The organism is Bifidobacterium callitrichos DSM 23973, assembly GCF_000741175.1.
Classification (GTDB): Bacteria; Actinomycetota; Actinomycetes; order Actinomycetales; family Bifidobacteriaceae; genus Bifidobacterium; species Bifidobacterium callitrichos.
Map to the genome: position 1 here is coordinate 169,527 of NZ_JGYS01000001.1, position 25,857 is coordinate 195,383.

33 protein-coding genes are annotated in these 25,857 nt (G+C 64.3%); all 33 read left to right on the plus strand.

From position 1 onward, the window contains the following. Window positions 1-35 precede the first annotated feature (35 nt). The 33 genes from BCAL_RS00835 (at window position 36) to BCAL_RS12030 (ending at window position 25,842) form a co-directional block, all read left to right on the plus strand. The gene (locus BCAL_RS00835; protein WP_043167438.1) at window positions 36-257 is read left to right on the plus strand and encodes a hypothetical protein; all 222 of its coding nucleotides are present in this window, start codon (window positions 36-38) and stop codon (window positions 255-257) included. After that, the gene (locus BCAL_RS00840; protein WP_043167436.1) at window positions 254-508 is read left to right on the plus strand and encodes a hypothetical protein; all 255 of its coding nucleotides are present in this window, start codon (window positions 254-256) and stop codon (window positions 506-508) included. The genes BCAL_RS00835 and BCAL_RS00840 overlap by 4 nt, the downstream gene beginning before the upstream one ends. Further along, window positions 505-789: a hypothetical protein gene (locus BCAL_RS00845; RefSeq protein ID WP_052119310.1), complete on the plus strand. Its 285-nt coding sequence runs from the start codon at window positions 505-507 to the stop codon at window positions 787-789. Before BCAL_RS00840 ends, BCAL_RS00845 begins: the two co-directional genes overlap by 4 nt. A 3-nt stretch (window positions 790-792) precedes the next feature. Next, window positions 793-972 carry a hypothetical protein gene (locus tag BCAL_RS00850; protein WP_043167434.1) on the plus strand — a complete coding sequence of 60 codons (180 nt, stop codon included), beginning with the start codon at window positions 793-795 and terminating at the stop codon, window positions 970-972. A gap of 91 nt (window positions 973-1,063) precedes the next feature. Further along, a complete protein-coding gene (locus tag BCAL_RS00855; RefSeq protein WP_043167432.1) occupies window positions 1,064-1,807 on the plus strand; it encodes a MerR family transcriptional regulator in 744 nt (247 codons plus the stop codon). Between the two features lie 284 nt (window positions 1,808-2,091). Further along, window positions 2,092-2,439, plus strand: coding sequence for an HNH endonuclease (locus BCAL_RS00860; RefSeq protein ID WP_043167429.1), 348 nt, complete (start codon window positions 2,092-2,094; stop codon window positions 2,437-2,439). A gap of 146 nt (window positions 2,440-2,585) precedes the next feature. After that, complete coding sequence (locus tag BCAL_RS00865) at window positions 2,586-2,999, plus strand: hypothetical protein (RefSeq protein WP_043167427.1); 414 nt, start codon at window positions 2,586-2,588, stop codon at window positions 2,997-2,999. After that, entirely contained in the window at window positions 2,992-4,410 is a 1,419-nt protein-coding gene (locus tag BCAL_RS00870; RefSeq protein WP_043167425.1) for a terminase, read from the plus strand. Before BCAL_RS00865 ends, BCAL_RS00870 begins: the two co-directional genes overlap by 8 nt. A 1-nt stretch (window position 4,411) precedes the next feature. Continuing rightward, complete coding sequence (locus tag BCAL_RS00875) at window positions 4,412-5,929, plus strand: phage portal protein (protein ID WP_043167423.1); 1,518 nt, start codon at window positions 4,412-4,414, stop codon at window positions 5,927-5,929. Further along, a complete protein-coding gene (locus tag BCAL_RS13005) occupies window positions 5,838-6,692 on the plus strand; it encodes a VG15 protein (RefSeq protein ID WP_156101945.1) in 855 nt (284 codons plus the stop codon). Before BCAL_RS00875 ends, BCAL_RS13005 begins: the two co-directional genes overlap by 92 nt. A gap of 26 nt (window positions 6,693-6,718) precedes the next feature. After that, a complete protein-coding gene (locus BCAL_RS12505) occupies window positions 6,719-7,201 on the plus strand; it encodes an ADP-ribosyltransferase (protein ID WP_238549585.1) in 483 nt (160 codons plus the stop codon). 28 nt (window positions 7,202-7,229) lie between these two features. Further along, a complete protein-coding gene (locus tag BCAL_RS00890) occupies window positions 7,230-7,475 on the plus strand; it encodes a hypothetical protein (protein WP_043167421.1) in 246 nt (81 codons plus the stop codon). A 107-nt stretch (window positions 7,476-7,582) separates the two neighbouring features. Then, the gene (locus tag BCAL_RS00895) at window positions 7,583-8,134 is read left to right on the plus strand and encodes a heavy metal transporter (RefSeq protein WP_043167419.1); all 552 of its coding nucleotides are present in this window, start codon (window positions 7,583-7,585) and stop codon (window positions 8,132-8,134) included. A gap of 31 nt (window positions 8,135-8,165) precedes the next feature. Continuing rightward, window positions 8,166-9,080, plus strand: coding sequence for a phage major capsid family protein (locus BCAL_RS00900; protein ID WP_043167417.1), 915 nt, complete (start codon window positions 8,166-8,168; stop codon window positions 9,078-9,080). Window positions 9,081-9,093: 13 nt separating this feature from the next. Continuing rightward, window positions 9,094-9,387: a hypothetical protein gene (locus BCAL_RS00905; RefSeq protein ID WP_043167416.1), complete on the plus strand. Its 294-nt coding sequence runs from the start codon at window positions 9,094-9,096 to the stop codon at window positions 9,385-9,387. A 12-nt stretch (window positions 9,388-9,399) separates the two neighbouring features. Beyond that, window positions 9,400-9,825: a Gp19/Gp15/Gp42 family protein gene (locus tag BCAL_RS00910; protein ID WP_052119307.1), complete on the plus strand. Its 426-nt coding sequence runs from the start codon at window positions 9,400-9,402 to the stop codon at window positions 9,823-9,825. Further along, window positions 9,822-10,163 carry a hypothetical protein gene (locus tag BCAL_RS00915; RefSeq protein WP_043167415.1) on the plus strand — a complete coding sequence of 114 codons (342 nt, stop codon included), beginning with the start codon at window positions 9,822-9,824 and terminating at the stop codon, window positions 10,161-10,163. Before BCAL_RS00910 ends, BCAL_RS00915 begins: the two co-directional genes overlap by 4 nt. Window positions 10,164-10,168: 5 nt before the next feature. Then, window positions 10,169-10,447: a hypothetical protein gene (locus BCAL_RS00920; RefSeq protein ID WP_043167414.1), complete on the plus strand. Its 279-nt coding sequence runs from the start codon at window positions 10,169-10,171 to the stop codon at window positions 10,445-10,447. Continuing rightward, window positions 10,447-10,812: a hypothetical protein gene (locus tag BCAL_RS00925; RefSeq protein WP_043167413.1), complete on the plus strand. Its 366-nt coding sequence runs from the start codon at window positions 10,447-10,449 to the stop codon at window positions 10,810-10,812. The genes BCAL_RS00920 and BCAL_RS00925 overlap by 1 nt, the downstream gene beginning before the upstream one ends. A 29-nt stretch (window positions 10,813-10,841) precedes the next feature. Beyond that, window positions 10,842-11,753, plus strand: coding sequence for an HAD family hydrolase (locus tag BCAL_RS12020; RefSeq protein WP_052401179.1), 912 nt, complete (start codon window positions 10,842-10,844; stop codon window positions 11,751-11,753). A gap of 14 nt (window positions 11,754-11,767) precedes the next feature. After that, a complete protein-coding gene (locus tag BCAL_RS13370; protein ID WP_081976599.1) occupies window positions 11,768-12,823 on the plus strand; it encodes an Ig-like domain-containing protein in 1,056 nt (351 codons plus the stop codon). Next, window positions 12,820-14,139 (plus strand): hypothetical protein, encoded by a 1,320-nt coding sequence (locus tag BCAL_RS00945; RefSeq protein ID WP_043167412.1) that lies wholly within the window; start codon window positions 12,820-12,822, stop codon window positions 14,137-14,139. The genes BCAL_RS13370 and BCAL_RS00945 overlap by 4 nt, the downstream gene beginning before the upstream one ends. Window positions 14,140-14,150: 11 nt before the next feature. Next, window positions 14,151-14,597: a hypothetical protein gene (locus BCAL_RS00950; RefSeq protein WP_043167410.1), complete on the plus strand. Its 447-nt coding sequence runs from the start codon at window positions 14,151-14,153 to the stop codon at window positions 14,595-14,597. A gap of 15 nt (window positions 14,598-14,612) precedes the next feature. Then, complete coding sequence (locus BCAL_RS00955) at window positions 14,613-16,037, plus strand: hypothetical protein (RefSeq protein WP_152600422.1); 1,425 nt, start codon at window positions 14,613-14,615, stop codon at window positions 16,035-16,037. An 83-nt stretch (window positions 16,038-16,120) separates the two neighbouring features. Continuing rightward, window positions 16,121-16,615: a hypothetical protein gene (locus BCAL_RS00960; protein WP_043167407.1), complete on the plus strand. Its 495-nt coding sequence runs from the start codon at window positions 16,121-16,123 to the stop codon at window positions 16,613-16,615. A gap of 47 nt (window positions 16,616-16,662) precedes the next feature. Continuing rightward, a complete protein-coding gene (locus BCAL_RS00965) occupies window positions 16,663-17,118 on the plus strand; it encodes a hypothetical protein (RefSeq protein ID WP_043167405.1) in 456 nt (151 codons plus the stop codon). A gap of 126 nt (window positions 17,119-17,244) precedes the next feature. Then, window positions 17,245-17,982: a hypothetical protein gene (locus tag BCAL_RS00970; protein ID WP_043167403.1), complete on the plus strand. Its 738-nt coding sequence runs from the start codon at window positions 17,245-17,247 to the stop codon at window positions 17,980-17,982. Next, on the plus strand, window positions 17,963-18,997 hold the full coding sequence (locus tag BCAL_RS00975) for a glycoside hydrolase family 16 protein (protein WP_043167401.1): 1,035 nt from the start codon (window positions 17,963-17,965) through the stop codon (window positions 18,995-18,997). The genes BCAL_RS00970 and BCAL_RS00975 overlap by 20 nt, the downstream gene beginning before the upstream one ends. Before the next feature lie 24 nt (window positions 18,998-19,021). Further along, a complete protein-coding gene (locus tag BCAL_RS00980; protein WP_043167399.1) occupies window positions 19,022-19,306 on the plus strand; it encodes a hypothetical protein in 285 nt (94 codons plus the stop codon). A gap of 11 nt (window positions 19,307-19,317) precedes the next feature. Next, window positions 19,318-19,731, plus strand: coding sequence for a hypothetical protein (locus BCAL_RS00985; protein ID WP_043167465.1), 414 nt, complete (start codon window positions 19,318-19,320; stop codon window positions 19,729-19,731). 44 nt (window positions 19,732-19,775) lie between these two features. Beyond that, window positions 19,776-22,556, plus strand: a complete 2,781-nt coding sequence (locus BCAL_RS13540; RefSeq protein ID WP_081887163.1) for a tape measure protein — start codon at window positions 19,776-19,778, stop codon at window positions 22,554-22,556. After that, on the plus strand, window positions 22,556-23,365 hold the full coding sequence (locus BCAL_RS00995; RefSeq protein ID WP_043167397.1) for a hypothetical protein: 810 nt from the start codon (window positions 22,556-22,558) through the stop codon (window positions 23,363-23,365). Before BCAL_RS13540 ends, BCAL_RS00995 begins: the two co-directional genes overlap by 1 nt. A 17-nt stretch (window positions 23,366-23,382) precedes the next feature. Continuing rightward, window positions 23,383-25,842, plus strand: coding sequence for a phage tail spike protein (locus BCAL_RS12030; protein ID WP_052119303.1), 2,460 nt, complete (start codon window positions 23,383-23,385; stop codon window positions 25,840-25,842). Window positions 25,843-25,857 lie beyond the last annotated feature (15 nt).

A 25,857-nucleotide genomic window follows, 5' to 3' on the forward strand; every position in this document is an offset into this window, starting at 1 on the left:
AGACCAATCCTTTTTACGGTGACATGGATCATAGCATGATCACGCAGGATATGGGCGTATGCGACATCTGCGGCCGGAACTGTCTTCGGGCGCTCTGTCAGCAGGTGACCGTCGTCTACGGCACTCAGTCGAAGATCGCATCCAGCGTGTGCGCCGAATGCATGAACCGTATGCAATTCAAGCCACAGCGAGTGCTCGACGAGGACCAGTATCAGCGTCTCATGGACACGCTCACCATCGCAAAGGAGGAACGATGAACGACTGGATTCCCGACACCGACGATATATCGAGGTTCTTCACGCGGGGCGCTGAGGAAGCATACTCGCTTACCGCCGACCCCAATTTGATCAACCCCACCAGCGCATTCGCCCGATGGATAGCCGAACACGATCGACAAGTAGCCGAGAAAGCCTACCAAGCGGGCTATTCGTCCGGCTGGTATCGCGGCTGGGACGACGACGGCGACAACTGCTGTCCAGACAACCCATACAGGAAGGAACAATCATGACGATCAATACGATAGTCCACCGCAAACTCCGCGTCCTTATCGGCTGCGCGCTGATCATCGCAGTCGGGATCCTCGCCGGATGCGGCGACACCGAGACCGTGGACACCTCCACGAAAACGGTCGTGAAAAGCGAATGCTCCAGCACCCTCGCCGATTACCAGGCATGCACGATCACCATGCCGGACACGCGCCGCGTCACCTGCATCACTCGTGGCGGCACGCATGGTCTCGCCATGTCCTGCGACTGGATCCACGCCGACGGCTCGGACCGATTGGAATAGACGATGGTCTCACAGCAGATACGCGACAAGGTCCTCAAGGCCCACGCCCACGGGTACAGCGTCACCGAGATCGCCAAATGGCTCGGCATCACCATCGACGAGACCCGGGCCATCATCATCCACGGCGACAGACGACCACGCCCGGCGCTGAAACCCGAGTTCATCGAACCGAAACTGTTCTAGACAATTACCGAAGTTTTGGAATCAGGCCGTTTCCAGACCCTATGGGTCGGGGATGGCCTGTTCCGGTCGGATAGGAGATGGGGAGTATCGAATGGCGCATTGCCAGCATTGCGACGCCGTGATCAACGACGGATTCCGCCTATGCCGTGACTGCAGACGAGACTACTCGCGCCAGCTGCACGAGCTGCTGGGCAACATGGACGAGCTTCGCCGGCAGACGCTGCGTCAGACCAGGATAGACGCTCATGGCGGATCCCGGACGATCAGCAGCTCACCAAGCCTGATCGACATGTCCCGACAGGAGCTGTTCGACCATGCGACGGCGGAGATCAGCGAGATGGCACGCACCTCGGACTGCTACGGCGTCGACTGGAGACATCAACTGCGCATGATGATCGCCAAAGGCAGACGCACCTGCCAGACCCTTGAAGCCGGCCGCAACTATGCGAAATCCATCCTCCTCAACAAACGGATCGCGGGCAGGATCGAACGCCACGGTGCGCGGCCGTTCGTCGGAGTGTGCCCGGCCTGCGGCGCAGACATCGAGGCTGAACGCTGGCAGACCGTCACCATATGCGAATGCGGCCAGCCCATAGACCTCGCAAAACTGTCCGAGGCGACCCACAAGGCGCTAGACGCCACATACATCACCCGCACCCCGAAGGGCGCGGCGGAGTTCATCCGCGACCAGACCGGGATCCGTGTGGACCGCAATGCGGTCACCACATGGATCAAACGCGGACGCCTGCAGGCCGAACGTCTGGAGGACGGCTATTGGAGAATCCCCGTCGGCTCCCTGCTCAGGCTCGCCGAACGAAAAGCCAAGCGACAGTAGGCTGCCCGCGATATGTGATATGATGACCATGTCATACGTGTGAGGCCTTCGGGAATTATCCCGGAGGCCTTTCGCATACCCGGGAAAAACACCCCCCCGGGGGGTTGTCTTTTCCGGCGTCATCGCCCCGGACATGGCGGGGCGGCGTTCATACCCCGTCCGGGTTCGACTCCCGGATGACGCACCCGGGCCACGGGCACTCCTTCCCCCCCACCCCGCATGTGGCGCCTTTCCCACTGGGACATCTCGGCTCGTGGCCCCCTAAATTCTTAGAGCATCATCCCATGGCAACCAACAACCCCCGGCGTGCCAACGGTTCACGCAGACGCCAGCTCACCCAACGCATCCTCGCCAGCGAAACCACATGCTGGCTATGCGGACAGCCAGTCGACAAGACCCTGCCCGCAGGTCAGCCCGGGTCTCCCGAGATAGACGAGGACATACCGGTGAGCCGAGGCGGCGACCCATACAGTCGCGGCAACTGTCATCTCGTGCACCGCTGGTGCAACCGCATCAAATCCAACCATTCGACCGAATGGGCGAGACGGCGCATCCTCCTGCTCCTCGAACACCAGCAGCCGAAGGACTTCCGCCCCACCTCCCTGCCGCTCAACACGAGCGGCGAATGGTGAACGACGATCGAATCGACGCGAAAACCCAGGGGGAGTGACCCCGCCCACCCGCCAAGGGCCACCTCGGGCACAGTGCCGATATCTCCCCGAACGTTAACACCGTTAAGGGGCTGACCGTTAAACCTTCCGGAAAGGGGCTGATACCAATGGCTCAACGCCTGTGCGCCAACTGCGGCAAGCCCCTGCCGAAGAGCATGAGCGTGCGGGCGAAATACTGCTGCGACTCCTGCCGGGTCAAGGCATGCCAGCATCGCCGCAAGAACGGAGAACCGGCGGCCCCGAAACCCAAACCCCGCAAGAAAGCGCCGGTCATCGACAAACGCGAGTTCGAACGGATGATGGACGGCAGCATGGAGGACGTGCTGCGCCACAACCGCGACGTGCTCCGGAAGGCCCTGGACGATCCGGACACGCGCCCGCAGGACCTGCCCGCCATCAGCCGTCAGCTGATCGCAATCGCCCGGGAGCTCGACTCCATGTCGGGCGGCGATCCGCTGCTCGACGACCTCGACGACGAAACCACGGAGGTGAGCGAGGATGCCGGAGCGTCGATTGTCTGAGATCGCCCGGCATCTGATCCGCCCCACCGGCATCGCCGGCAGCGACTTCCCACGAATCCAGCGCGTCGCCCTCAAGGCCGGCATCCACTACGACCTCTGGCAGCAGGGATTCCTCTACCTGATGCTCGCCAAGCGCGCCGACGGCAAATACGCGTGCGGCGATGGCGGCACCGTGCTGAGCTCCTGCCGGCAGATAGGCAAGACGTTCACCGTCGGCACCGCCATGTTCATCAAGGCGATCCTGCACAAGGGACTGAAGGTCATCTGGACCGCACACCACACGAGAACCAGCGATGAGACGTTCGCGGACCTGTGCGATCTGGCGAAGAACCGTCTGCTGGCCCGCTACGTGGAGCGCATCCGCAGGGCGAACGGCCAGCAGGAGATCGTATTCCGCAACGGTTCGAGGATCATGTTCGGCGCCCGCGAGAACGGGTTCGGCCGAGGACTGCACTCGGTGGACGTGGAGATCTTCGACGAGGCCCAGATCCTCACCGTGCGAGCCCTGGACAACATGATCCCCATCGTCAACGTTTCACCCAATCCATTGGTGGTGTTTCTCGGCAACCCGCCCAAGCCCGGCGACCAGTGCGAGGCGTTCGAGGAGAAGCGCCGCACCGCATTGGCCGGAACCGACGGCATGGTGTACGTGGAACTGTCCGCGGACCCCGACGCGGACCCCGACGACCGCGACCAATGGGCCAAAGCCAATCCCAGCTACCCGAAACGCACGTCGGAGACCGCGATCCTGAGAATGCGCAACCTCCTCGCACCCGACAGTTTCCGCCGCGAGGCGCTCGGCATCTGGAACGAGACCACCAGCGCATACGCCATCAGCCCCGACCAATGGGCCGCAGCCACGATCGACCAACCGGACCGTGAGGGGCTGGTCGGCTACGCGCTCGACATGCCACCGGACCGCAGCTCGCTCGCGATAGGCGGCGCCATCAAACACCCGGACGGCAGCGCGCACATCGAACTGCGCGAATTCCGCGCCACCCAGTCCGCGGGCACCATGTGGGCCGTGGACTACATCGCCGAACACTGGCCGCGCACGGCGAGCGTGGTCATCGACTCGCAGTCGCCGGCCATGAGCCTGCTCACCGACCTCAAAACCCGCCACGTGCGCGTCATCGTCACGAACGCCAGCGACATGGGCCGCGCCTGCGGCCGACTCCTCGACATGCTGCGCGACCACACGCTCACGCACCTGCCCGACGACCAACAACCCGCCATGGCCACAGCCGTACGCAACGCCACCACACGCCCCATCGGCCAATCCGGCGCATTCGGCTGGAACAAGACCGGCAGCGACGTCGATTTGAGTCCGCTGGTCGCATGCACGCTCGCCCTCTACGGCACGTACATCACGAAACGCGACCCCAACCGCAGACAGGAGGTGATGATCTGACATGTCTGACTACTCCATCGCCTCCGGCACCCCGTACCTGAGCATCGCAAGCTCCCAGATCCGCCACATCGACGGCGTCCCCGACGACGACATGGACGCCATCCGCCAGCTGCTCAAGGTCTGGCGCGACCACTACCCGCGCAACCTCCTACGCAGCGCGTTCTACGACGCCAAGGAACAATTCAACAACCTCGGCATTTCGATCCCGAACATCGTCGCCCAAAAAGCCGGCATCGTGGTCGGCTGGCCACAGAAAAGCGTCCGCGCGCTCGCCGACAAATCCGTGTTCGAGGGATTCGAGCTCCCCAAGGGCGTCGACGATCACGGCATCCCCGAACTCGTCGACGGCAACGAACTGACCGACTCGGTCGGCGAGGCCATCATCAGCTGCTACAAGCACTCCTGCGCGTTTCTCACGGTCGACTACGATCCCGAGGACCCGACGGGGGAACGGATCCTGATCACCCCCCGCTCGGCCGACTGGTCCGCCGCGATCTGGGACAACACGCACCGCAGGATCGCCGCCGCGCTCACCGTGACCGACAACGACCGGTACGGCAACATGACCTCGTTCAATGTATGGCTGCCCGGCCGCAACTACGCGTGCGTCAAAAACGGCGGCTCGTGGACCGTCACGGACATACAGACCAACAAGCTGGACCGTGTCAGCGTCGTGCCGATCGTCTACGACCGGCAGATGGGCCGCCCTTTCGGCCGCAGCCGCATCAACCGCGCGCTCATGAACCTCACGGACATGGCCATGCGCACCATGGTCCGCATGGAGGCCAGCGCCGAATTCTATTCGGTGCCGAAGATCTGGTTCCTCGGCCTGTCCAAGGACGCGTTCAGCGCGGACACCTGGAACTCGCTCGTCAGCTCGATCAACGCGGTATCACGCGACCAGAACGGCGACATCCCCACACTGCAGCAGGTCACGCAGGCCTCGATGCAGCCGCACGGCGACATGCTCGAGACCATCGCCATGCTCGCCAGCAGCGAGACCGACATCCCCGCTGAAAACCTCGGCATCCGGCTCACGAACCCGACCAGCGCCGAGGCCCTCGCGGCCAGCGAGAACCAGCTGACGCGCGTGGCGAACCGGCAGAACCGGGCGTTCGGCGTGCAGCTGATGAACGCGATGCGCATCGCCTGCCAGCTCAGGGACAACACGGACTCGCCGCCGGACCTGACCGGCATCCGCCCACTGTGGGCTCCGACCCGCGAGGTGAGCGACGCTGCCCGCGCCGACTACTACGCCAAGGTCGCCGGCGTCAACGCCGATTGGGGCGACAGCGATGTGGGACTCGGCATGCTCGGCCTCAACGCCGACGAACTCAAATCGTTCCGCTCGTATCAGGCGCGGCAACGGGCCCAACGCAACGTGGACGCGCTCAAACAGCGCACGGCGCAGCAGGAGGTGACGGCGGATGGCGGACAGTCGACCGGCGTCGCCGGAACTGCAACGACTGCTGGATCAGGCGTACAGGGACTACCAGACCAATCTGGACAACCTGACTGACGCGGCCACCGACGACATCGAGACCGCCGTCAACGCCGGCGACCTTGACATCAAGGAGCTCGTACGATCCTACTCGCGTGACGCCTCCCAGTTGTCAAACGACTACTACGACCAGGTGCGCGAGCTCTGGCACGAATACGCCGGCGTCGACATCCCCGATTTCGACCACACCGACCTGCTGGACCCCGACCGCGCCCTGTGGCAGACCCAGCATGGGTTCAACAACACGGACTATGCCGGCCTGACCTACAGGCAGGTCAAAAACGGCCAATCCCGCGCCGGCCTGACGATCGACGACCTGTGGCCCGACCTGTCGAATACCGATGACGCGCAGCAGTTCATCGCCGACATGATCGAATCGTCCGCACGACTGACCACGCAGCGCAACCTGCGCATCGACCCGTCGAAACCGAAATGGGCCCGTGTGCCCAACGGCAAGGCCTGCGCGTTCTGCGTCATGCTTGCCTCCCGCGGATTCGTCTACACGAGCGAGGACACGGCCGGCCGGCAGATGCAATACCACGCCGACTGCCACTGCCGCATCATCCCAGCTGGGGCAGACAGACCCTCGACGGCTACGATCCCGACACGTACATGCAGATGTATCAGGAAGGAGTCAAAGCCGCAGGCAAGGGCAACGGATACCGTTCCGCACTGGCCGCCATGCGACGACTACACCCGGAGGATCTCAAGGACGGCGTGGTCCCGCAACCGCAGATCCGCTGGTCGCACGCCGTCATCAGGCCGACTGCCGATGAACTGACAAGACTATCCGATTTCACCGTTCGCATGCCATGGGACCAATACACCCCCGAACATAAACAGAAGACATTACGCGGCTGGACGGATGGCACATTCAAGGAAACCAACGGCGCTCTGTACGGTCGGATTCCCATGAGCGACGACGTACGGCAACGGATCGACGTCATCGATGAGGCCATAAGCGATCACTGGACCACCCATCAGTTCACCGTGGACCGACTCATGCCACTTGACACCTTCGAATTGAAGTCCATCGAAGGGGTCTTCGATCTCCAGAGGAACGATGTGTTTGGCCATGCAGGATACATGGCCACCTCTCTTCTCGAGGGCGGGGTGCTCGCCGACAAAAGCCTCGATCGCGTGGCGACCCGGATACTCGTGCCCTCCGGCACCAACGCCGTCTATCTCCAGCCCATCAGCAAAGCCGCAAAACGGCAGGAAGAAGTGCTCCTACCACGTGGCACTCGTCTTCAGGTCGACGGCGTCGGCAATACCCCGGATGGCCGATAGTGTTCATCAGACTGGTAGACTGGACGACATGAGCGACAACGAACACGATGAGGAATACGACCGCTTCGTCTTCCATCCTGGCGATCTCAAGCGTGTAACCGATCCTCAGCAGCTTGCCTCGATCTACGAAAAAACGGGTGTCCACCCATATGCGGAAGAAAAGCAGGACTGGATCTCCCATGAGGCGAAGCAACGATTCCGCGCCGGGCTGCTCTTTTCCACCAATGATCTGGCCGACGAATACGACCGTCTCAAAGCACAAGGAAAGCTATAGGGACGGTTCCTCCGCCATCGGCATATAGCCGAAAACCAATTTTCCAAGCCACCTCGATCGGGTGGCTTTTTTCATGCCCGAAATGGGCTGACGTAAGGAGATACAACATGTTCAACCTCGACATGCCCTGGCATCGCCACTACCGTGACCGCATCCGTCTCGCGGACGCCGGTACGGACGCGGGCGGCGCCGGTGATGACGCGGGCCAGTCCGCAACGGGCCAGTCCGACGCCGATCCGGCCGACACGATCGACTGGAAGGCCAAGTACGAGTCGATGCGCCAACACTCCCGCGACTGGGAGAAACGCGCCAAGGCCAACTCGGACGCGGCCGCGGAGCTGGAAAAGCTCAAGGAATCCCAGATGAGCGACGCGGAGAAGACCGCGAAACGCATCAGGGACCTCGAGGCCAGGAACGCCGCCTACGAGGCCGAGAAACAGCAGAACGAATGGAAGACGCAGGTCTCCAAGGAGACCGGCGTACCCGCGGACCTGCTGCACGGCGACACCCTCGACGACATGAAGGCATACGCGAAGGCCCTCGACCAGTGGGCGCACCCCAAACCCAAGGGCATGCCCAACCAGGGCAAGACCCCATCGACTCCCGCCTCCGGCACGGAGGAACGCTCCTGGGCGAACAGCCTCTTCGCCAACATCTAACCCGTAACCACAAATCGAAAGGACAACACCAATGGTGATGGACACCACACAGGTCCACCTGCCCAAGACGGTCGCCAGCGCGGTGATCGACAAGGTCAAGGACACCAGCACGATCGCGGCCCTCAGCCCGAGCACCCCGCAGATCTTCACCGACAAGGAATACATGGTGTTCAACGGCAAGGCCGAGGCGGACGTGACCGCCGAAGGCCAGACCAAGAGCACCTACGAGCAGGACCTCGACTACGTGACCGGCAAGCGATTCAAGGTCCAGACCACCACGCGAGTCTCCAGCGAGCTCAAATGGGAGGACGAGGACAACCGCTTCCAGATCATCTCCAGCATTCAGACCGACCAGGCGCAGGCCCTCGCCCGCGCCCTCGACTACGTCGTCTACCATGCGATCAACCCCAAGAGCGGCGAAAAGCTCACCGGATTCGACGCGCTCGCGGACCAGGCCGTGCAGGTCACCGCCGGCGACGACGAGGTCCAGAACGTGGACGCGCTGGCCGACGCCCTGAACCAGACGTACGACATCAACGGCGTCGCCCTGTCCCGCACGTGGGCGTCCCGCCTGCGCAAGGTCCGCGTGCCGAACACAGGCATGCGCTTCTACCCGGACATCCCGCTCAACCTCAACGTCGGCAACCTCGAAGGCATCGACGCGGCCACGTCCGGCACCGTCAACGGCACGCTCGCCAAGACCCCGACCAACGTGCTCGCGATCATGGGCGACTTCAGCCTGATCAAGTGGGGCATGATCCGCGACATCACGAGCGAGATCATCCCCTACGGCGACCCGGACCAGACCGGCGTCGACCTGAAGGCCCACAACCAGATCGCCTACCGCACCGAAGCGTTCTTCTCCTACGCGGTGCTGGAACCGAAGGCGTTCGCGGTCCTCAAGTCCGCGCCGGCCGCCTCCGCCAAGACCTCCCGCGCCAAGTGATCGGAGACCCACCATGGCTCTCTTCGTACCACAGAACCTGATCGCCCACCCGGGCGACGAGGAACACCACGAGCGAGGCGTGTTCGACAAGGACGTATACCTCTACGACCCGGACGGCAACCCGATCGACCTGACCGGCGGCGGAACGCCGTCCAACCCGGCCGAATACGTGCCCAAGGCCACCGACGCCGCCAGCGCGCAGACCACGGTCAACAAGCTGATCGACGCGCTGGTCGCATCCGGCCAGATGAAGCCGGAACCGCCGAAGGTCATCACGTCGGTCACCATCCAGCTCGCGGGCGACTGATTCGAGGCCGACATGCACGGCCCCGAATTCCTCGAACCCATCATCCCCAAGGCCACGGTCGAACCGCCGTTCGCAACGGTCTCGGATCTCGAATCACGCTGGCGCAAGCTCACGCCCGACGAGGCCGAAACGGCCGCATCGCTGCTCGACGACGCCAGCGACAAGATCATGACCGACTGCCCCGGATGGGTCAACGCATCCGCGAAGACCCTGCGGCGCATCGCCTGCGCGATGGTCAAACGGGCCATGATCGCCGGCGACTCGGCCGCACTGGGCATCACCCAATCCCAGCAGACCGTCGGCCCATTCTCGCAGATGTACTCGTACAGCAACCCCACCGGCGACCTGTACCTGACCGCGTCGGAGAAACAATCCCTCGGCCAGGGCGTGCAAACCGCCTACTCGGTCAGCCTCCTGACATCGGAGGCCGGCCGATGAAGGGTCGCGAGATCACCATCACCTACCGCACCGACTCCGGCCGACGCGACCCCGGCAACGACATCGTCTGGACCATCGACGACACCGAAACGGTGTCCGACGTGCTCGTCGCCCCCGGAACCAGCAGTGACGCGACCGAGACCACGCGCCCCGACGGGGTCGACAATCCGATGACGTTCTACATGCCCCGCAGCTGGACATGGCGGAGCCTGCGCAACGCGCTCATCCGCTACGAGGGCGTCACCTACCGCGTGATCGGCGACCCGCAACCCTACGGCGTGGACATGACACCCACCGACTGGGGACTCGCGGTCACCGCCACCATCTCGAAGGGATAGACACCATGGGCAGCAGCGTGAAACTCGATCTGGCGGGATTCCGCGCCTACCGCCGCCAGTGCGCGCCACTGGTCGACGAACAGGCCGACCGCATCGCCGCAGCAGCCAACGGCATGAAGCAGATCCCCGAGGCCGAATACAAGGCCGTGCCCGCGAGGGAATCCCCCGAGGGCACCATCGCCCTGGTCACCACCGGCAGGGACAGTACCACCGCAGGCTACACGGCCGTGGACAACATGCTCCACAACACGCTCGCCAAAGCCCTCGGCAGTGGGGGCGGCTGATGGCCAACATCGAAACGCTCCTCGTCCAATGGCTCAACACGGACCCCGCATTGCGGGACTATCCCGCGAGCATGGACGTGCCAGCCGACCGTCCGCAACGGTTCATCACGGTCGAACGCACCGGCGGGGACGACGGGCCGGTCGGAGGCCACCCCATGGTCGCCATACAGGTATGGGGCGTGAGCCGCTACGAGTGCTCGCAGACCGCCGGACTCGTCCGGCATCGCCTGCTCGCCATGCCCGCCGACCCCCTGCTGGACGCGGTCACCGGCGTCACCATCCAGTCGACCGTGAACTTCCCTCTCGGCGACATCCCCCGCTACCAGATCCTCATCACCGTCGATGTGAAGAACGACGGCCGATAACACCTCTATATTAAGGAGAACATCATGCTTTGGCCACCAGCGGCAACCCGCAGAACGTTTCGTTCGGCAAGGGCTTGAGTTCGGGCTGCGTGTACCGCGCACCCACCCGACTCGTCACCGACGACAAGCTCCCCAAGGACGCCGCCACACCGCTCGACGCGATCTTCAAGCCATGCGGCCTGATCGGCGAGGACGGCATCACCAACAGCTCCAGCACGGACACGACCAGCGTCACCGACATGGACGGCAACACCGTCATGACCGTCGTCTCAAGCTATTCGGAAACCTACGAGATCCCGTTCCTCGAACTCAACGAACAGGTCCTCAAAGCCTACTACGGCGAGGACAACGTGACCGTGGACGACGCGCAGCTCGACGAGCTCCTGCGCAAATACACCGCATGGCACACGTTCCCCGACACCGAGCCGACCACGTACGTGCTCGAACGCCTCATCACCGGCAACAGGGTCAAGCGCACCGTCATCGACCGCGGCACCCTCAACAGCCGTGGCGACATCCAGGAGCATTCCTCCGACCCGGTCATCTACGACGTGACCCTCAACGCGAACGCGTCGAGCCGCATCCCGTCCCCGACCGGCCAGCTCGCCACCAGCGTCGACTACATCGCCCCCATCGCCACCACGCCGGCCGGCACGCTGACCGCGCTCACCGTGACCGCCGCACCCCGCACCGGCGGACAGACCATCACCGTCACGCAGACCGCAGGAGAGGGACTGGCCCGCGTGTACCGCATCGACGATGCCGGCAAGGAACCCGCGATCACGTACGACGTGGAGCTCGGCGACCCGAAATGGGTCGCATTCCCCGCCAACGGACAGGTGACCGGCGCCGAAGGCCAGATCGCATCCGTCGCCGACATCACCACGGACAAACACGTCCGCGCATACGGCAAGGCCACGCTGCCCGCGGCGGGCAAGTGAGATAGGAGGATCGCATGGCTGACAATCCGATCATGCTGGCCGCCGACGGCACGCCCGTGCCCGGCCAGCTCGAACTCAACAAGACCATCAATCTGGTCGCGGTACCCCACTACTCGGACGGCACCACCGGCCAGCCGACCGCCAACGCCGAATGGGCGCTCGACCCTGCCGGCAACGGCACCATCACCGCAGGCGGCGCGCTCACCCTCACCAAACCCGGCGCCACCCAGATCACCGCCACCCTCGCCAACGACGACGGCACCCAGATCACCAGCACGCCGGTCACCATCACCGGCGTCCAGCTCTACGCGCTGACCGTGACCGCGGTCACCCGCAAGGGCGGCCAGACCGTCACCGTGGACCAGGCCCCCGCCAACGGGGAACTGCGACGCTACAAGATCACCAACGCGGACGCCAAACCGACCGTCGCGTACGATCAGGTGCTCGCCACGGCCGACGGCTGGGTCGAATGGCCCGAAAACGGTCAGATCACGGGCACGGCGGGACAGGTCATCACCGTCGTGCACGTCACCACGCAGGGCGCGAAGGCTCGCGCGGTCGGCACCGCGGTCCTGCCCGCCCCGTCGACCGGCACGGTCGAAAGCGTAGCGTTCACGGCGGATACCCCCGTGGCGGGCGTCCTGTCACACGACTACACGCTCGGCTGCGTGCTCACCCCGGCCGACGCAGACGACCAGGCGGTCACATGGACGTCAAGCGATAAAACCATCGCCGATTTCACCAAGACCGGCGCGGCCCCGCTGCACAAGATCCTGACCACCACCGCGAAGGCGGGCACGACCAAGATCACCGTGACCACGCACGACGGCAACCACACCGCCGAAATGACGTTCACCAACTCGGTCGCCCCGACCGGCATCGAGGTCACGCCCAACCCGATCACCATGCGAGTCGGCGAGGCATTGGACCCGGCGGTGAATATCCTGCCCGCCGAGGCGTATCAGGGCGTGGTCATTACCAGCGATGACCCGGACATCGTGAGCGTGGTGGACGACTCCAAGGCGGCCACCGTGGACGAGTCGCGCGTGGGCGAGGCGAGGATCGGATGAGCTACACGCCGCTGGGACTGCACTCCGGCGACGTGCTCACCGCACGGGCGCTGGCCCATATGGAGTCGGGGATCATCGACGCCGCCACACCCGCGCAGGTCGCACTGGGAATGATCTCGGCCGAGAGCATCGGCTGCCGCGCCAACGACCCCGATTTCGACAACGCCGTCCCGCTGAACGAGTATTTTTCCACGGCGGGCAGGAGCATCGCATTCGCGCAGGGCGACTACCATTTCCGCACACCGCTGGTCCTATCCAGCCCACGCCGCATCTCCTGTCCCCACGGCAGCCGGCTCGTGCTCGATGCGGACGTGGAGGGGCCGGCCGTGTCAATCCGCTACCGGTACGCGGACAAGGTCCCGGCGGACACCGGCATCAGCCTGCGCGTCGATCTGGACGGGCACGCCCGCGACGGGATCATGATGGACGGGGCGTACGGCGGGGATTTCAATCTCATGGCGCGCGATTTCACCGGCGTCGGCATCACCATCACCCACAGTCTGGGCCTGTCGGGTCGCTTGCAGGCGTCCAACACGAAAACGCTGGCCGACACTGGGCTGCTGCTCGACAGCACGGACGACCGGTGGGACAAGCTCGGCGCGGTCAACTGCCGTGTCGGCGTGCGATTGACCGGCGCGGACAGCTGGGCGGACGTGGTGCACTGCTGGTGCGACGGGGTGCGCGGCGACCAGACGGTGACCGGCGTGAGCGTGGAGGGAGACTATTACACGATCGGCATGCTCGTCAGCGACGGGCTCGTGCGTGCGATCCGCCTGACCGACCAGCCCATGTGCACGATCCTCGCGTACGTCGAGTACGCGACCCCCGACTCTGACCAGTCATGCGTCGCCTACCTCGACCCGCCCGTCGGATCGGGCTCCACGCATCCGGGCCTGTCGATCATGGACTCGCGCATCGGGACCGCGCCGGCGCATCTGCTCGACTCGTCCGACTGGACGCGCGCGGCCACGCACCGCATCGATCTCGGCCGGCTCCACATGCCCCACGCCTCCCCACTCACCCTGTCCGGCATCGCCTCCAAGCCCGGCATGCTCCCGGCATTGGAGACCGCGTTCGGCCGGGCCAACTGGGACAGTCTCGTCCCGTGCGCGCAATCAGACTGCCCGGGTGGTGTGCTGCGCGTCACCCCCATGGGAGGTCCCGGCGGTGACCCCGGCGCGGTGGGCCTGCTCGCCGAGATCACCACCCCCGACCGCTCATGGCGGGCCGTCCTGCCCGCCGGCGGCCCACTGACTGCGGACACGACATGGCGGCAGACCATTGCCGCGACCATCCCCAACCCCAACAACCAGTAAGGAGCACGCATATGAGTGTCATCGGCAACAAGACCGGCGACGCGGCCCTGAAGGTCGCGTCCGCCGCGGATCCCGCGGTCGCGGTCAGCATACCCGTACGCGTGAGGAGTAACCTGCTCACCGTCCCTGCCAGCATCAAATCGAACGGCTTGTCATGGGACCGCGAGGGCGAGGACTCGATCCACGCCACCGGCACGGTCCCAGCCGCCGGATGGACCAGCGTCGAATACTCAATGGGCCTCGATGCGGGCACGTATTACCTCGGCATCGACAAGCCCGACAAGGCGACGTTCGTGATCCGCACCGCGGGATCCAACACGTCGATCCTGTCCACGTCCGGCACCGTCGAGGGGCATCTGGACGCCGGCACCTACCGAATCATCGTCATGCTGATGAATGTCGAGGCCGGCCAGCAGATCGATCTCACCATCCGTCCGATGCTGGGCAAAATCAAGTAAGGGGAGTAGCAAGTCATGGTGGTTTCACATGTATGGAGGACGGGCGACGTGATCACCAGCGTCCGACTCAACTCACTCGAATCCCGAGCGCTCGACTCGGTGCCCGCCATGGCGTCCGCCGGCCTCACGTCGGGCGACGTGGTCGCCACGCGCGGCTGGGCGACGCCCGGTGACGGCGGCGCGGCCGCGTACGACATCCGCGCCCGACAGGCCAACGACCAGCTGGACGGATGGAGGCTCATCGCGGTAGGAGACACGCTCACGGCCGTGCTGCGGATCCCGCAGGACATGGACTGCCGGATCGCGGGAATATTCCCCAACATGGACACGGATATCTCCGGCCGGCTCAACAAGCTGTTCGCGATGCTGGTCGAGGGCGACAACACGAGCCGGCCCGTGGTGCGCATGCCCTCGGGATCCTACCGGTGCGACAGTCCCATCACCATGGGCACGGGCACGCGCCTGGTGGGCGAATACCCTCCTGTCGGCTGGTCCCAGGGCGTGCGCGTACCCGGCACTAAACTCAATTTCGCCCATGCCACTTTCACGGGCGTGGCGTGCGTGACGGGCGATGAGATCGAGGGTGTGTGGATCAACTGCGGCGCATGCACCATCAAGGACGACCGCACCAAGCTCAGACCGGGAGACTCCGCGTCGGACTATGGCGGATGGAGCGTGGAGACCGTGATCCGCAGCAACGTCGACGGTCTCAGGGTCGGCATCGGCGCACACCGGGTCGTGGTCACCGGCGCCTCGCGCACGGGCTACGTGGTCGGCACCGCCAAGGACCTGACTAACTGCGCCGCCTACGAATGCCACACCGGATTCGACATCGGCAACGACTGCATCATCTACGGGCTCTACGGATTCAACTTGGAGACGTTCATCCGCCTGTCGGGCGCAATCAGCACACTGATCGGCGTGCGATGTGACAGCGTGCACGGCGACGCGATCATTTTCGACGGCTTCGCAGAAACATTCACGCTGATCGGAGTGAATCTCGACTGGGTGGGCGGTGCTGCCATCCGCTTCGGAGACTCGGCCGTCGGCAACATGGTCGTCGCCCTGTCCTGCTCGCGCGTGGCCGCCCACGGATCCAGCCTGCAAAATGCCTTGCCCTTGCCTGGCTACGGGTGCGTGCGCTTCCAAGGCGGGGCGAGCGGCAACACGGTGTCCATGCTCACCGGCCGGGACACGATCCTCGACCATCCCGTCGAGGGCATACCCGACTACAAGAGCCCCGCCATCCCGGTCCTGTGCGACAACACGGCGGACGGCACGACCAACCTTATCGAACTGCGTGGCGGACCATACGGCATGTTCGAAACCGAGGGGTACGAGAATCCGGTCGCGACCAAGGTTTCGGGCAGCACGAACTCGGGTAGCCTCGTCATTGACAACGGACTGACCCGACGCACCATCAAACTCAACACCATCTGAACCATCTGACAGGAGGCATTTTCAATGATCCAGAACAGCATCGGGGGGGGGGGCTGATCGGCCGCCGTAAAGGCAATACCACAGTGCGCGTCGCTAGCATCCTCGACCCCACCAAAACCGTGGGCATCCCCGTTACCGTGCTCGCCCCGCTCAAAAACCTGTGGCACGCGCCACAGGAGCAGACGGCCGATGGAATCTCATGCACCGTGGCATCGGACGGCGGCATCCGCCTCAAAGGCGTGAGTACTCTGCCCGAGGGGATCAGCAATCGCACCGATTTCTACCCATTGAGCGACGGCCAGAAAATAGCACTGCCGGCTGGCGAGTACACGCTCTCCTGCAAGGACGACATGACCGGCATCATCCTGTTCTGCATCATGTCGGTCGACGATCAACCCGATCGGTACATGATCATCCCGACCTCGAACGGCAACGCGAAAACCCTCACGTTCACCCTGCCGGAGCATGCGAGCGTGACCCCGGTCGTGGGCGTGCAGGGCGGGGCCACGATCGATCTGACCGTGCATCCCATGCTCGAGGACGGCGACACGGCCCACGACTACATCCCATACCAATAACCCATCCCGCTCGGCATGGGATGGGCCCATTCGAAAGGATTCATCCTATGCCCAGCATCGGTATTACCGGCCGCGTCCTCGGTCAATCCAGCATCCGGGTCGCGTCCACGCTCGACCCGGCCATAAAGGCCGCCGTCCCCGTCAGGGTCGAGGGCGCGAACCTGTACACGCCCCAACTGCCCTTCACCTCGAAGGGCGTGACGTTCAGCCGCAACACGGATGGCAGCATCCACGTCGCCGGCACAGGCACAATCAACTGGGTCGCCCTCCCCATCAGCCTGAAGCTCGCCGAGGGCGACTACAAGGCCACCCTAAGCCGCAAGACCGGATCGAGCCTGACATCGAAGGTCTCGACAGACGATCAGACCAACCTGTGGATATTCGAGGAAGGCGAGCAAACCAGACATCTGACCGCCGGCGTCTACAATATCCTCATCCTGACCGGCGATGCGGGCCAAACATACGACGAGGACGTCACCCTCGACGTCCACCAAATCAACTAAGGAGCACAAAATGGCGGAACAAAAAGCAATCGGGGGGGGGGGTATACCCTCACAGGCTTGAAACCCGGCAGCACCACGGTCAAGATTACCAGCGTTGCGGACCCGGCGAAAAGCATTGAGGTCCCGGTGACGGTGACCGCTGAGCTCGCGGTTCATGCGGCTGCGTGGCCGGACGGTCAGCGGATCATCGTACCCGCGCCCCCGGCCGGCTACGAGGATCGGTATACGATCACCGACCCGGACGGTATCCCCACGGTCACACCGGGCGGCACGCTGCCGGACGGATGGTCGATCCTGCCCGCGTCCGGTGTGGTCAAGGAGCCCGAGGGACGTGTGATCACGGTCGCGGCCGTCAAAACGATCGACCGATCGATCCTGTACGCAGGCAACACCACGCTGCCGACACCGTTATCTCGCAACATCGCGTACATGCCGGCCATGGACAACGCGGCCGGCATCACTGTCGAACTCAACGAGGACGGATCCCTGAAACTGTCTGGCAAGAGCACCGTCATCGGATCCGGCCCGCACTATCCGATCAACGACGGCTTCCTCCTGCCGGGCGAGACGTACACGCTCAGCGCCTCGGGCATGCCCGAGGGCTACAAGCCGTCGATCTGCACTAACGATCTGGCAACGGTCATCCAGGACGACACCGGTACCTTCACCGTCCCTGTCGAGGGATATGCGACGCCGGTCGAACTGCTGATCGGCTCGAAATGGTATCCGTCCCTCGAGGATCTGCCGGAGGCGACCGCCGCATCAGTCAAAATCCAACTCGAGCGAGGATCCACGGCGAGCGAATGGGTCAAGCCCATCCAACCGCAGGGCGTCGCCTCCTTTCGTGACGCTTACGTCGGGTGAACCCTGCGATCTGCGACTGGCCGACGGGTACCACCGCCTGCGCATACTCTCCGGGCGGCTGTTCGACGGGCTGACGCTCGATAATGATGGCGTCGTCCGGGGCATCACCTATGACACCGGACGACGCCGACTGTTGCTGGACGACCGACTCAGCGTCCCCACGGAGATGACGCTCGCCGCGAAATACGCCGACACGTCCGATCCCGGCACCCGATGGACGCCCGCCGGGTACAGGCTGGCATGGTCGGACGAATTCGCGCAGGGCGACACGGCCGTATGGGCGTCGGCGAGCCCGGAGGACGCGCCCGCATACCCTCAGCTCCTGCCGCCATGGCGCACCATCGACGGCAACATGATCCGCTTCCATCTGACCGACGACGCGGGTGGCCCCCCATATCCGGGACGCGTACGCAACGCCGGCGCCATCAGCTCCAAAAACGGATTTGAATACCGGTACGGGTATCTCGAGACTCGCTTCCGCGCGAACCAGTCATATGGTGGATGGCCAAGCATCTGGATGCAATCCGATCCCGCCAACCCCGACGCCTCGGCGCGTGAAACCCTGGAACTGGATCTCATGGAGGGCGACGGCCAAGGCAGCCAGGCGACGACCATGCACAAATGGTGCAACGGTTACGACGGACTCAACACCCTTGGTGCCACGGACAGGGATCACGCCTATATCACCAGCCCAAGCCAGCTCATCGATAACATGTGGAGCGTACTCGGACTGCTATGGACACGCGATCTCATGATCTGTTACCTCAACGGCCACGAATACCGACGGTTCACCCGATCCGACATGCCCAAACCGGTCGGTGACACCACCGGGGACACATGCTGGGACGACCCGAGATACCTCATCCTCGACTACGTCGTCCATAGCGACGCTCCCGGAGTCAACAAAACCGCATTGATAGACCCGGCCCATGACCTGCTCGTCGACTACATACGCATCTACCAGGATCCCACCGACAGCGAGTCAGGCATATGGCTCGATTACAAACGACAATAACCCCCATATATAGAAAGGTCTCCCATGCCCAAATCCCCGTTGCATCCCTCTCCGAAAACCGTGACCGTCCACGGCGTCACCCTGACCATCGATCCGGAGCTGTTCGATGACTACGAGATCGTTGAGGATCTGTACGATGTCCAGTCAGGGGAGAACCCGCTCAAGGCGGTACCTCTGTTGCGTCGCCTGCTCGGTGACAAGTATGAGGAGGTCAAGGACGCGCTGCGCGGCGAGGATGGACGCATCACGAGCGAGGCGCTGGACACCTTCCTCACGGACCTCATGGAGGCGGCGAACCCAAACTCGTGACGCTCGTGGCGATGCTGGTGCACGGTCCGGATGCACTCCGGGCCGATTTCCAGCGTTTCTACGGGCTCGACCTCGACGAATTGGGCGGGACTCTGCGTGTGGGGCGGGTGGCGGATCTGGCCGCGAACCTGCCGCCGGACGCGATGGGCTGGCGTCGTCTCGACCCCCGTTTGGAGTGGCCGGCGTGGATGCAGCTGCTCGCGAACATGAGCGACCGGCTGGACTTCATCGCGTGGACGAAATCCGAGGCGGGCGCCAAGCGCGGTGCACGCTGGGACAACGCGATCCACAGGCCCGGCTTCGACCATGCGCCGACGACCACACGACAGCAGGCGTCGCATCGTCCGCGTGAGGCCGGCGTCGTCGCACTGCCGATCCCGGATCTGCTGGCGCGGTTGAGCGCGCCTCGTGGGGCGACTGAATAGGGTCGTCCCTTTTTGTTTGACAACTGAATAGTGAGGAGCCGCTGATGGCTGCTGGTACCCGTTTGGCTCAGGCGTATGTGCAGATCGTCCCGTCCATGCAGGGCGTGGGCACCGCGATCGAGAGGGCGTTCGGCTCGGCGAGCACGTCGGCCGGCAGCAAGGCCGGCATGGCGGCGGGCGGCGGCTTCTCGAGCGGCTTCGGTTCGAAGATCGGCGCGGTCGCCGGTATCGCCGGCAGCATCGCCGGCAAGGTGGTCGATTCGTTCGCCGGCCTGTCCGGCGAGATCATCGAGGCATCCGACTCCGCGCAGAAATTCGGCAGCACGCTGAGTTTTGCCGGAGTTTCGACCGAGCAGATCAAACGGCTCACCGAAAGCACGCAGGCGTACGCGGACAAGACCGTGTTCGGCCTGTCCGACATCCGCAACACGACCGCCCAGCTCGCCGCCAACGGCGTCCCCAACTACGACAAGCTGAGCGAGGCGGCGGGCAATCTCACCGCCGTCGCCGGCGGTGGCGCGAACGAATTCAGAAGCGTCGCCATGGCCCTCACCCAGACGGCCGGCGCCGGAAAGCTGACCACCGAGAATTGGAACCAGATCGCCGACGCGATCCCGGGTGCCTCCGGCAAACTGCAGGAGGCCATGAAGGCCAACGGCGCGTACACGGGTGATTTCCGCGACGCGATGGCTAAGGGCGAGATCACCGCCGACGAATTCAACCAGGCGCTCATGCAGCTCGGCATGAGCGACGTGGCGGTCAAGGCCGCGACCTCGGCCAGCACGATCGAGGGCGCGACCGGCAACCTCCAGGCGTCGATGGTCAAACTCGGCTCGACCATACTGGACGCTGTCAAACCCGCGCTGACCGGCGCGATGAACGCCATGGCGGACTTCGTCACCGGCGTGACCGACCGATTCACATCCCTCGTCAACTACCTCAAGAGCGGGGGCATCGGCACTGCGATCAGCAGCGCGCTGCATATCGACGGGGATTCGCCGATCATCGCGACGCTCCTGAAGATCCGGGACACGGCCATGCAGGTCGGGCAGGCAATACCGACGGCATTCGCGGGGATCGGCGGGAAACTGTCATCCGCGTTCTCGCAGGCGATCCCCGTCATCACCCAGGCGTTCACCGGGATCATCACCATCGTCAAACAGGTCGGCACTGCGTTCATGTCGGCGTTCAGCGCCGGCGGCGGCACCGTCACCGGACTGGTGACGGTCGGCACGACACTGATGAGTCTGATGAGCCCGCTCGGCGCGGTCCGACTGCTTGTCACCCAGTTCGGCGGCCAGCTGCAGCAGCTCGGCGCGGCGATCCTCCCGTCGCTGGTGAGCATCCTCACGAGCGTGGCGAGCGTGCTCGGCGGCGCGATAGCGGCGATCCTCCCGGGCATCCAGAGCATGATCGCCAGCCTGCTGCCGGTCATCGGACAGGTCATCGCCATGGTCGGCGGCATCGTCACGTCGATCATGCCTCTGCTGGCGTCCGCGATCCAGCAGCTCGTGCCCGTGATCCAGCAGATCACACCCGTCATCACGCAGATCATGCAGCTCGTCACGCAGGTCATGAACGCGGTCGCCCCGCTGATCACCCAGCTGATGAGCGCTCTGATGCCCGTGGTCCAGAGCATCATGAGCGCGCTCATGAACCTCGCGACCGCGATCATGCCGGCGATCAGCGGTCTGGCGACGATCATCTCGAATGTCGTGCAGATCATCGTCAGCGGCATCCAGATGATCATGCCGTTGATCCAGACGGTACTGTCCGTGGTCGTGTCCGTGGTCAGCGGCATCGTGTCCGCGATCGGCCTCGTGGTCACCACGGTGACGAACATCGTGGCCGTCGTCGCGTCGGTGATCTCCACGGTCATCAACGCGATCAGCGTCGTCACCTCGGCCGTCGCCGGCATGGCAAGCAACGTGAGCGCGATATTCCAGGGCATCTTCACCGTGATCGGCGGCATCGTCTCATCGATCGCCGCCGCGGTGAGTACCGCCTTCCAGACCGTCGTGAACGTGATCTCCACCGCGGTGAACTCCGCGGGCGCGGCCATCACCGGCTTCCAGTCGCTGGTCAGCAAGGCGTTCAACATGATCGCCACCGTGATCAGCACGGTGATGACCGCGGTCGGCAACGGCATCCGCAGCGCCGTCAACGGCATCCAGAGCTCGTTCAACGCCATGGTCTCCGCAGCCAGCTCGCTGGTCGGCCGAATCCAGTCCACGATCGGCTCGATCCCCGGCAAAATCCGCGGATGGTTCGGCAACGCGGGCAGCCTGCTCGTATCCGCCGGACGCAACATCATCGCCGGTCTGTGGAACGGCATCAACAGCGCGATCGGCGGACTGTACTCGAAGATCAAAAGCGCGTTGAGCGGCATGGTCAACGCGGCCAAATCCGCGTTGGGCATCCACTCGCCATCACGAGTGTTCCGAGACCAGGTAGGCCTCATGATCGGCGCGGGCCTCGCGGACGGCCTGACCAGGGGCATGCCGCAGGTCACCAAGGCCATGACGAGTCTCAACGGTCTGCTGGCCACGCAGGCGGACAGCCTCGACATCAGCCCGCACGTCCAGTGGGATACGCGGAACCTACCGAGCATCGACCCGTCGCTCACCCGGCCGATCACCGCCACCACACCCGCAACCACGGCGGATAATACGGCGATCAGCGACGAGCGGCTCGCCACGGCGTTCGCCGCCGCGTTGCAACGGCTGCCGGTGGTGACCACGTACTCGGGTCCGCGCGCCGCCGCGATCGCGTTGGCGCCGGCCATGAACGACCAGCTCGGAGTGCTGAGGGGGATGGGATACTGATGGACTACGTGCCCCGTGACACAAGCATGCTGATCGACGGGCGTCCCCTGTCGGATTGGGCATGCATCATCGGCTCCGACGGAGTGCAGGTCGCCGCCGTCGAATCCCGCACCTCCTACGTGAGCGTGCCCGGACGGCACGGGCGCATCGACCAGACGCTGCGCGACCCGATGGGCCACGCCTACGACGACGGACGCGACATCACGATCAACCTGACCATGCTCGCCTCCGCCTACGACCGGCCACGGCTCATGGCCGACCTCGGCGGACTGCACGGCCGACACGTGGCGATCGCATGGCCCAGCATGTGGCTGGGCGAATACCGTGGCACCCTGCAGGTCGGCGAATGGCAGGACGTGTTCTCCCCGGCCGGCTACGTGTACTCGTCCGGCATGCTCACCCTGCACACGGACGACGCCCTGCAGCACGGGCGCCGAACCCGCGTCACCCTCGCATGGGGAACGAACCGGTTCTCGATCGACGGCAACCGGCCCGCATGGCCGGTGATCACGCTCCAACCCGATCCCACGGCCGAGACCGTGAGCATCGCCATCGGCGGGCGGACCATCGCATACCGGTTCACCCGCGCGCAGACCAGGACCATCACGTCGGTCAGCATTCAACCGGCCGGCGAATACACGGGCAGCCTCCTCACGATCGACTGCGCGGCGGAGACATCCACGTACGGGTCGAACCCGATCCAGCCGACCCTCGACAGCGACTACCCCATGCTCTCGCCCCGACTGGTCGAGGCGACCGTGACCGGTGCCGGTGGCTGGATTGAATACGAGCCCCTCTGGCTCATGTAAACCACAAGGGAGAAACCGTGCTTTTCCATCACTACGACGGGCGGAACCGTCCCGCGTCGAATCTGACGGTGTTGTCGGCGGTACGCACGCAGGCCACGGACGGATCCGACTCGCTCGACCTGACCGTGATCGGCGACATCCAACGCAACGACATCATCCTCTACCAGGACGCCGGCACGTGGCATGAGACCATATGCGCGAGCGTGAAAAGCACTCGCGCGGAGGGCATGCCGGTCACCGTGGCCAGACTCGTCCCATCGATGCGCGAACTCGACGACAGCGTGTACCTCACGGGCTGGGACCCTGAGAACATCACCCCGCAGGCGATGCTGGAACGCATCCTGTCCGGCTCCCGCTGGCAGGCAGGCCATATCGACGAGCCAAGCCTCGCCACGAGCGCGTCGTTCGAGTTCGAGCATGCGAGCGGACTCGAGGCGCTCCAGCAGCTCACGGACACGTTCGGCTACGAGATCGACCAGCACGTCACCCTCGACCCCGGGCACACGACCGTCACCGGCCGGTACGTGGACCTGCACAGACACAGGGGAGGCGACACCGGCAAACGCTTCACCTACGGCAAGGACCTGACCGAGGTGGAGCGCGTGGTCGGCGACCATCCGGTCATCACCCGCCTGTACGCGTACGGCAAGGAGATCGACACCACGACCGGCAGCGGCGACGAGCAGACCACACGATCCAAGCTCACCATCGAATCGGTCAACAACGGCAAACCCTATCTCGACGCCGACCGGAGCGTACAGGAGGCATTCGGCGTACCCGGCCCCGACGGCACGCCCCAACCGCGCATCGGCTACGTCGAGGACACCGACATCGACGACCCGAACCAGCTGCTCGCCTACGCGCAGGCGCAGCTCGCGCAACGCACCGTCCCGCAGATCACCTACACCGCGTCGGTCGCGGTCATGGGCCTGACCGGCGTGGGCGTCGGCGACACCGTGCAGATCGTCGACACCAGCTGGCCCGAACCCCTGCGCCTGTCCGGCAGAATCCTCAAATTGAAACGCGACCTGATGGGCGGCGCGGACGACGCGGAGATCACACTCGGCAGCATCATCCCCTCCCTGAGCCGACACCAATCGCAGGTCGAAGCCGACGTGCAGAAGATATGGAACAGCAAGGGCTCGTGGGATGCGGCCGCGAACGTCGACTCCAGCTGGCTGGACGGCGTCATCAACGGCCTCAACACGCTCATGAACCAGACCGGCGGCTACACGTACCTCGTACCCAACGAGGGCATCTACGTGTACGACAAGCCCAAGGACCAGAACCCCACGCAGGTCATCCAAATCGGCGGCGGATACTACAGGGTCGCCAACAGCCGAAAATCCGACGGCACATGGGACTGGCGGACCATGGCCACCGGCAGCGGACTCGTCGCCGACCTCATCTACACCGGCACCATCAAGGGCAGGAACCTCACCATCAACCTGAGCACGGGCGAGGTGAATTTCCAGGGCGGGCGCATCAGCGACGACCAGGGCCACTACTGGGACCTCAACAGCGGCACCATGGACCTCGGCACCGGCGAGATCCGCATCGACGGCACCATGGCCGGACACAGTTTCACCACCATCATCGACGGCAGCGGATTCCGCATCACCGAAGGCGGCAGCGAGGTCGGCGGACTCATGATCGACGACCAGGGCGAACTCGCCCTGCGAGGCGTCACCCTCGGCAACAGCGACAACGACTACATCCAGAACAACAACAACTCGATCGACATGTACTCCAACGGGTCGAAACTGTTCAGCATCGAGGGATCTGCCAGCAGCTACAACGGGTGGCTCAACATGATCTGCGCCAACTACAGCCCATTCCTCTTCACCGGAGACAAAGGCGGCTACCCCAACTCGACCATCATCTACCCAGGCAACGGAGACACCGGCAGCAGCATCGTCCTCGAACCCAACGCCATCAACCTCCAACAATCCAGCGCAGGCCTCACCCTCTCCACGGACGGATGGGCCGGCGTATACGGCCTCGAACTCTCCTACGGCAGCACCAACCGCCTCGACATGAAGGACGGCAGCACCAACCTCATCCACGACAGCGACTCACGCGTCGACCTCGCCGGCAGCTACGCCGCACTCGTCTACGGCAACAACCACGTCCAGGTCACCGGCAGCGGCATCGGATTCACCCCATCCATCAGCAACGCCAGCCTCACCATGCAAAACCGACTCGACACCCAACTCACCACCCTCGCCGACAACGGCGTGGACCTCGACCAACCCGACATCGCCTACAACCAACTCCCCATCAGCGTCACCGAAATCGACATCCCCACCATCCACGACGCACTCCGCGCGCTCGCCGACGGGGACACCGCGACCGCGAAGCAGCTGCTGGACGAGTTCGAGGCGAACGCTCCGACCCTGTCCCAGAGCGATCTCGACAAGATGAACATCCCGCGGCCGGATCCGAGCCTGTCGCACACGCTCGCCTTCCGCAGCTGAGAAGAGAGAGGAGAT

What these genes read in the sequence shown, in the direction of transcription:
- BCAL_RS00835 (WP_043167438.1), top strand. Translation starts at nt 36, where the DNA reads ATGATCACGCAGGATATGGGCGTATGCGACATCTGCGGCCGGAACTGT.
- BCAL_RS00840 (WP_043167436.1), top strand. Translation starts at nt 254, where the DNA reads ATGAACGACTGGATTCCCGACACCGACGATATATCGAGGTTCTTCACG.
- BCAL_RS00845 (WP_052119310.1), top strand. Translation starts at nt 505, where the DNA reads ATGACGATCAATACGATAGTCCACCGCAAACTCCGCGTCCTTATCGGC.
- BCAL_RS00850 (WP_043167434.1), top strand. Translation starts at nt 793, where the DNA reads ATGGTCTCACAGCAGATACGCGACAAGGTCCTCAAGGCCCACGCCCAC.
- BCAL_RS00855 (WP_043167432.1), top strand. Translation starts at nt 1,064, where the DNA reads ATGGCGCATTGCCAGCATTGCGACGCCGTGATCAACGACGGATTCCGC.
- BCAL_RS00860 (WP_043167429.1), top strand. Translation starts at nt 2,092, where the DNA reads ATGGCAACCAACAACCCCCGGCGTGCCAACGGTTCACGCAGACGCCAG.
- BCAL_RS00865 (WP_043167427.1), top strand. Translation starts at nt 2,586, where the DNA reads ATGGCTCAACGCCTGTGCGCCAACTGCGGCAAGCCCCTGCCGAAGAGC.
- BCAL_RS00875 (WP_043167423.1), top strand. Translation starts at nt 4,412, where the DNA reads ATGTCTGACTACTCCATCGCCTCCGGCACCCCGTACCTGAGCATCGCA.
- BCAL_RS13005 (WP_156101945.1), top strand. Translation starts at nt 5,838, where the DNA reads ATGGCGGACAGTCGACCGGCGTCGCCGGAACTGCAACGACTGCTGGAT.
- BCAL_RS12505 (WP_238549585.1), top strand. Translation starts at nt 6,719, where the DNA reads ATGCCATGGGACCAATACACCCCCGAACATAAACAGAAGACATTACGC.
- BCAL_RS00890 (WP_043167421.1), top strand. Translation starts at nt 7,230, where the DNA reads ATGAGCGACAACGAACACGATGAGGAATACGACCGCTTCGTCTTCCAT.
- BCAL_RS00895 (WP_043167419.1), top strand. Translation starts at nt 7,583, where the DNA reads ATGTTCAACCTCGACATGCCCTGGCATCGCCACTACCGTGACCGCATC.
- BCAL_RS00900 (WP_043167417.1), top strand. Translation starts at nt 8,166, where the DNA reads ATGGTGATGGACACCACACAGGTCCACCTGCCCAAGACGGTCGCCAGC.
- BCAL_RS00905 (WP_043167416.1), top strand. Translation starts at nt 9,094, where the DNA reads ATGGCTCTCTTCGTACCACAGAACCTGATCGCCCACCCGGGCGACGAG.
- BCAL_RS00910 (WP_052119307.1), top strand. Translation starts at nt 9,400, where the DNA reads ATGCACGGCCCCGAATTCCTCGAACCCATCATCCCCAAGGCCACGGTC.
- BCAL_RS00915 (WP_043167415.1), top strand. Translation starts at nt 9,822, where the DNA reads ATGAAGGGTCGCGAGATCACCATCACCTACCGCACCGACTCCGGCCGA.
- BCAL_RS00920 (WP_043167414.1), top strand. Translation starts at nt 10,169, where the DNA reads ATGGGCAGCAGCGTGAAACTCGATCTGGCGGGATTCCGCGCCTACCGC.
- BCAL_RS00925 (WP_043167413.1), top strand. Translation starts at nt 10,447, where the DNA reads ATGGCCAACATCGAAACGCTCCTCGTCCAATGGCTCAACACGGACCCC.
- BCAL_RS13370 (WP_081976599.1), top strand. Translation starts at nt 11,768, where the DNA reads ATGGCTGACAATCCGATCATGCTGGCCGCCGACGGCACGCCCGTGCCC.
- BCAL_RS00945 (WP_043167412.1), top strand. Translation starts at nt 12,820, where the DNA reads ATGAGCTACACGCCGCTGGGACTGCACTCCGGCGACGTGCTCACCGCA.
- BCAL_RS00950 (WP_043167410.1), top strand. Translation starts at nt 14,151, where the DNA reads ATGAGTGTCATCGGCAACAAGACCGGCGACGCGGCCCTGAAGGTCGCG.
- BCAL_RS00955 (WP_152600422.1), top strand. Translation starts at nt 14,613, where the DNA reads ATGGTGGTTTCACATGTATGGAGGACGGGCGACGTGATCACCAGCGTC.
- BCAL_RS00965 (WP_043167405.1), top strand. Translation starts at nt 16,663, where the DNA reads ATGCCCAGCATCGGTATTACCGGCCGCGTCCTCGGTCAATCCAGCATC.
- BCAL_RS00980 (WP_043167399.1), top strand. Translation starts at nt 19,022, where the DNA reads ATGCCCAAATCCCCGTTGCATCCCTCTCCGAAAACCGTGACCGTCCAC.
- BCAL_RS00985 (WP_043167465.1), top strand. Translation starts at nt 19,318, where the DNA reads ATGCTGGTGCACGGTCCGGATGCACTCCGGGCCGATTTCCAGCGTTTC.
- BCAL_RS13540 (WP_081887163.1), top strand. Translation starts at nt 19,776, where the DNA reads ATGGCTGCTGGTACCCGTTTGGCTCAGGCGTATGTGCAGATCGTCCCG.
- BCAL_RS00995 (WP_043167397.1), top strand. Translation starts at nt 22,556, where the DNA reads ATGGACTACGTGCCCCGTGACACAAGCATGCTGATCGACGGGCGTCCC.